This is a genomic window from Stutzerimonas urumqiensis (assembly GCF_003640395.1).
Lineage (GTDB): Bacteria > Pseudomonadota > Gammaproteobacteria > Pseudomonadales > Pseudomonadaceae > Stutzerimonas > Stutzerimonas urumqiensis.
This window is the reverse complement of the sequence record NZ_RBZQ01000016.1, coordinates 1-5534: the sequence shown is the minus strand read 5'-3', so window position 1 is coordinate 5534 and position 5534 is coordinate 1. Positions and strand designations below refer to the sequence as shown.

At 53.3% G+C, this 5534-nt stretch carries 2 tRNA genes and 3 rRNA genes; all 5 read left to right on the top strand.

Going from position 1 to position 5534, the window contains the following annotated elements:
* The first annotated feature begins 316 nt into the window (after positions 1 to 316).
* The 5 genes from D7325_RS18975 (at position 317) to rrf (ending at position 5495) form a co-directional block, all read left to right on the top strand.
* A 16S ribosomal RNA gene (locus tag D7325_RS18975) occupies positions 317 to 1853 on the top strand.
* A gap of 65 nt (positions 1854 to 1918) precedes the next feature.
* Positions 1919 to 1995, top strand: a tRNA-Ile gene (locus D7325_RS18970).
* Positions 1996 to 2027: 32 nt separating this feature from the next.
* Positions 2028 to 2103, top strand: a tRNA-Ala gene (locus D7325_RS18965).
* Positions 2104 to 2359: 256 nt separating this feature from the next.
* Positions 2360 to 5249: ribosomal RNA gene (locus D7325_RS18960) — 23S ribosomal RNA — on the top strand.
* Positions 5250 to 5379: 130 nt separating this feature from the next.
* A 5S ribosomal RNA gene (rrf, locus tag D7325_RS18955) occupies positions 5380 to 5495 on the top strand.
* The 16S, 23S and 5S rRNA genes sit together here with 2 tRNA genes alongside, the layout of an rRNA operon.
* Positions 5496 to 5534 lie beyond the last annotated feature (39 nt).

Below are 5534 nucleotides of genomic sequence, written 5' to 3'. Positions count from 1 at the left end.
CCATGGCTGTATGATTCGCGGCCTCGCAGTCAGGGAGGTTGTACTGGCTGCGGGGCAAGCGGTTGAGTAGAAAAGAGATTTTCGAAAAAGTGCTTGACGCGAAGAAGGGCTGCTGTAGAATGCGCGGCCTCGGTTGAGACGAAAGGCTTGATCGAAACGCTCTTTAACAACTGAATCAAGCAATTCGTGTGGGTGCTTGTGAGGTAAGACTGGTGGTCGCAAGATTATCAGCATCACGAGTAAACACTCGTTAATTCGAGAGTTATTTGCGATTGCTGAGCCAAGTTTAGGGTTTTTTCAAAACCCGATCAGTATTGAACTGAAGAGTTTGATCATGGCTCAGATTGAACGCTGGCGGCAGGCCTAACACATGCAAGTCGAGCGGCAGCGGGTCCTTCGGGATGCCGGCGAGCGGCGGACGGGTGAGTAATGCCTAGGAATCTGCCTGGTAGTGGGGGATAACTCGGGGAAACTCGAGCTAATACCGCATACGTCCTACGGGAGAAAGTGGGGGATCTTCGGACCTCACGCTATCAGATGAGCCTAGGTCGGATTAGCTAGTAGGTGAGGTAAAGGCTCACCTAGGCGACGATCCGTAACTGGTCTGAGAGGATGATCAGTCACACTGGAACTGAGACACGGTCCAGACTCCTACGGGAGGCAGCAGTGGGGAATATTGGACAATGGGCGAAAGCCTGATCCAGCCATGCCGCGTGTGTGAAGAAGGTCTTCGGATTGTAAAGCACTTTAAGCTGGGAGGAAGGGCAGTAAGTTAATACCTTGCTGTTTTGACGTTACCAGCAGAATAAGCACCGGCTAACTCTGTGCCAGCAGCCGCGGTAATACAGAGGGTGCAAGCGTTAATCGGAATTACTGGGCGTAAAGCGCGCGTAGGTGGTTTGATAAGTTGGATGTGAAAGCCCTGGGCTCAACCTGGGAACTGCATCCAAAACTGTCTGGCTAGAGTACGGTAGAGGGTGGTGGAATTTCCTGTGTAGCGGTGAAATGCGTAGATATAGGAAGGAACACCAGTGGCGAAGGCGACCACCTGGACTGATACTGACACTGAGGTGCGAAAGCGTGGGGAGCAAACAGGATTAGATACCCTGGTAGTCCACGCCGTAAACGATGTCGACTAGCCGTTGGGGTCCTTGAGACTTTAGTGGCGCAGCTAACGCATTAAGTCGACCGCCTGGGGAGTACGGCCGCAAGGTTAAAACTCAAATGAATTGACGGGGGCCCGCACAAGCGGTGGAGCATGTGGTTTAATTCGAAGCAACGCGAAGAACCTTACCTGGCCTTGACATGCTGAGAACTTTCCAGAGATGGATTGGTGCCTTCGGGAACTCAGACACAGGTGCTGCATGGCTGTCGTCAGCTCGTGTCGTGAGATGTTGGGTTAAGTCCCGTAACGAGCGCAACCCTTGTCCTTAGTTACCAGCACGTTATGGTGGGCACTCTAAGGAGACTGCCGGTGACAAACCGGAGGAAGGTGGGGATGACGTCAAGTCATCATGGCCCTTACGGCCAGGGCTACACACGTGCTACAATGGTCGGTACAAAGGGTTGCCAAGCCGCGAGGTGGAGCTAATCCCATAAAACCGATCGTAGTCCGGATCGCAGTCTGCAACTCGACTGCGTGAAGTCGGAATCGCTAGTAATCGCGAATCAGAACGTCGCGGTGAATACGTTCCCGGGCCTTGTACACACCGCCCGTCACACCATGGGAGTGGGTTGCTCCAGAAGTAGCTAGTCTAACCTTCGGGGGGACGGTTACCACGGAGTGATTCATGACTGGGGTGAAGTCGTAACAAGGTAGCCGTAGGGGAACCTGCGGCTGGATCACCTCCTTAATCGAAGACTTCAGCTTTCTCATAAGTTCCCACACGAATTGCTTGATTCAATTGCGAAGGCGATTGGGTCTGTAGCTCAGTTGGTTAGAGCGCACCCCTGATAAGGGTGAGGTCGGCAGTTCGAATCTGCCCAGACCCACCAATTGTCGCGGGGTCGTAAGGCCGGTTGACACTGGGGCCATAGCTCAGCTGGGAGAGCGCCTGCTTTGCACGCAGGAGGTCAGGAGTTCGATCCTCCTTGGCTCCACCACTCCGGCTCAGGCTGTGAATTGCTTGATAGAGCTCAGAAATGAGCGTTCCACCGATGGTGTTGAATGCTGATTTCTGGTCTTTGCCAGAATCGTTCTTTAAAAATTTGGGTATGTGATAGAAGTGACTGATTGATTGCTTTCACTGGCAATCGATTAGCTCAAGGTAGAGTTTGCGATTCAAGCGCAAATTTTCGGCGAATGTCGTCTTCACCACCATCTCGGGCCTGCTGAGAAGCAGATTGCTTGGGGTTATATGGTCAAGTGAAGAAGCGCATACGGTGGATGCCTTGGCAGTCAGAGGCGATGAAAGACGTGGTAGCCTGCGAAAAGCTTCGGGGAGTCGGCAAACAGACTTTGATCCGGAGATCTCTGAATGGGGGAACCCACCGGTCATAAGACCGGTATCTTGACCTGAATCCATAGGGTCAAGAGGCGAACCAGGGGAACTGAAACATCTAAGTACCCTGAGGAACAGAAATCAACCGAGATTCCCTTAGTAGTGGCGAGCGAACGGGGATTAGCCCTTAAGCTTCTTGGATTTTAGCGGAACGCTCTGGAAAGTGCGGCCATAGTGGGTGATAGCCCCGTACGCGAAAGGGTCCTTGAAGTGAAATCGAGTAGGACGGCGCACGTGAAACGTTGTCTGAACATGGGGGGACCATCCTCCAAGGCTAAATACTACTGACTGACCGATAGTGAACCAGTACCGTGAGGGAAAGGCGAAAAGAACCCCGGAGAGGGGAGTGAAATAGAACCTGAAACCGTATGCGTACAAGCAGTGGGAGCCTACTTTGTTAGGTGACTGCGTACCTTTTGTATAATGGGTCAGCGACTTATTTTCAGTGGCGAGCTTAACCGAATAGGGGAGGCGTAGCGAAAGCGAGTCTTAATAGGGCGTTTAGTCGCTGGGAATAGACCCGAAACCGGGCGATCTATCCATGGGCAGGTTGAAGGTTAGGTAACACTGACTGGAGGACCGAACCGACTACCGTTGAAAAGTTAGCGGATGACCTGTGGATCGGAGTGAAAGGCTAATCAAGCTCGGAGATAGCTGGTTCTCCTCGAAAGCTATTTAGGTAGCGCCTCGTGTATCACTGCTGGGGGTAGAGCACTGTTTCGGCTAGGGGGTCATCCCGACTTACCAAACCGATGCAAACTCCGAATACCGGCAAGTGCGAGCACGGGAGACACACGGCGGGTGCTAACGTCCGTCGTGAAAAGGGAAACAACCCAGACCGTCAGCTAAGGTCCCAAAGTCCTGGTTAAGTGGGAAACGATGTGGGAAGGCTTAGACAGCTAGGAGGTTGGCTTAGAAGCAGCCATCCTTTAAAGAAAGCGTAATAGCTCACTAGTCGAGTCGGCCTGCGCGGAAGATGTAACGGGGCTCAAACCAGGCACCGAAGCTACGGGTTCATCGTAAGATGAGCGGTAGAGGAGCGTTCTGTAAGCCTGTGAAGGTGAGTTGAGAAGCTTGCTGGAGGTATCAGAAGTGCGAATGCTGACATGAGTAACGACAATGGGTGTGAAAAACACCCACGCCGAAAGACCAAGGGTTCCTGCGCAACGTTAATCGACGCAGGGTGAGTCGACCCCTAAGGCGAGGCTGAAGAGCGTAGTCGATGGGAAACGGGTTAATATTCCCGTACTTCTGGTTACTGCGATGGGGGGACGGAGAAGGCTAGGCCAGCTTGGCGTTGGTTGTCCAAGTTTAAGGTTGTAGGCTGGTCGCTTAGGTAAATCCGGGTGATCAAGGTCGAGAACTGATGACGAGTGTCCTTTAGGACGCGAAGTGGTTGATGCCATGCTTCCAGGAAAAGCCTCTAAGCTTCAGGTAACCAGGAATCGTACCCCAAACCGACACAGGTGGTCGGGTAGAGAATACCAAGGCGCTTGAGAGAACTCGGGTGAAGGAACTAGGCAAAATGGCACCGTAACTTCGGGAGAAGGTGCGCCGGTGAGGGTGAAGGGTTTACCCCGTAAGCTCATGCCGGTCGAAGATACCAGGCCGCTGCGACTGTTTATTAAAAACACAGCACTCTGCAAACACGAAAGTGGACGTATAGGGTGTGACGCCTGCCCGGTGCCGGAAGGTTAATTGATGGGGTTAGCGCAAGCGAAGCTCTTGATCGAAGCCCCGGTAAACGGCGGCCGTAACTATAACGGTCCTAAGGTAGCGAAATTCCTTGTCGGGTAAGTTCCGACCTGCACGAATGGCGTAACGATGGCGGCGCTGTCTCCACCCGAGACTCAGTGAAATTGAAATCGCTGTGAAGATGCAGTGTATCCGCGGCTAGACGGAAAGACCCCGTGAACCTTTACTGTAGCTTTGCACTGGACTTTGAGCCTGCTTGTGTAGGATAGGTGGGAGGCTTTGAAGCGTGGACGCCAGTTCGCGTGGAGCCATCCTTGAAATACCACCCTGGCATGCTTGAGGTTCTAACTCTGGTCCGTTATCCGGATCGAGGACAGTGTATGGTGGGCAGTTTGACTGGGGCGGTCTCCTCCTAAAGAGTAACGGAGGAGTACGAAGGTGCGCTCAGCGTGGTCGGAAATCACGCACAGAGTATAAAGGCAAAAGCGCGCTTGACTGCGAGACAGACACGTCGAGCAGGTACGAAAGTAGGTCTTAGTGATCCGGTGGTTCTGTATGGAAGGGCCATCGCTCAACGGATAAAAGGTACTCCGGGGATAACAGGCTGATACCGCCCAAGAGTTCATATCGACGGCGGTGTTTGGCACCTCGATGTCGGCTCATCACATCCTGGGGCTGAAGCCGGTCCCAAGGGTATGGCTGTTCGCCATTTAAAGTGGTACGCGAGCTGGGTTTAGAACGTCGTGAGACAGTTCGGTCCCTATCTGCCGTGGACGTTTGAGATTTGAGAGGGGCTGCTCCTAGTACGAGAGGACCGGAGTGGACGAACCTCTGGTGTTCCGGTTGTCACGCCAGTGGCACTGCCGGGTAGCTATGTTCGGAAGAGATAACCGCTGAAAGCATCTAAGCGGGAAACTTGCCTCAAGATGAGATCTCACTGGAGCCTCGAGCTCCCTGAAGGGCCGTCGAAGACTACGACGTTGATAGGTGGGGTGTGTAAGCGCTGTGAGGCGTTGAGCTAACCCATACTAATTGCCCGTGAGGCTTGACCATATAACACCCAAACAATCTGGCGCTGCCAGAGGGTGCGGTCGAAGCCGACACCAACCGAAAATTTGCGAATCGCAACCACATCACATACCCATTCGGGGAAACGGCCAACACCGCGTCCCCAACCGAATTGCTTGACGATCATAGAGCGTTGGAACCACCTGATCCCATCCCGAACTCAGAAGTGAAACGACGCATCGCCGATGGTAGTGTGGGGTCTCCCCATGTGAGAGTAGGTCATCGTCAAGCTCCTATCCCAAACGCCTCGGCCTATCGGTCGGGGCGTTT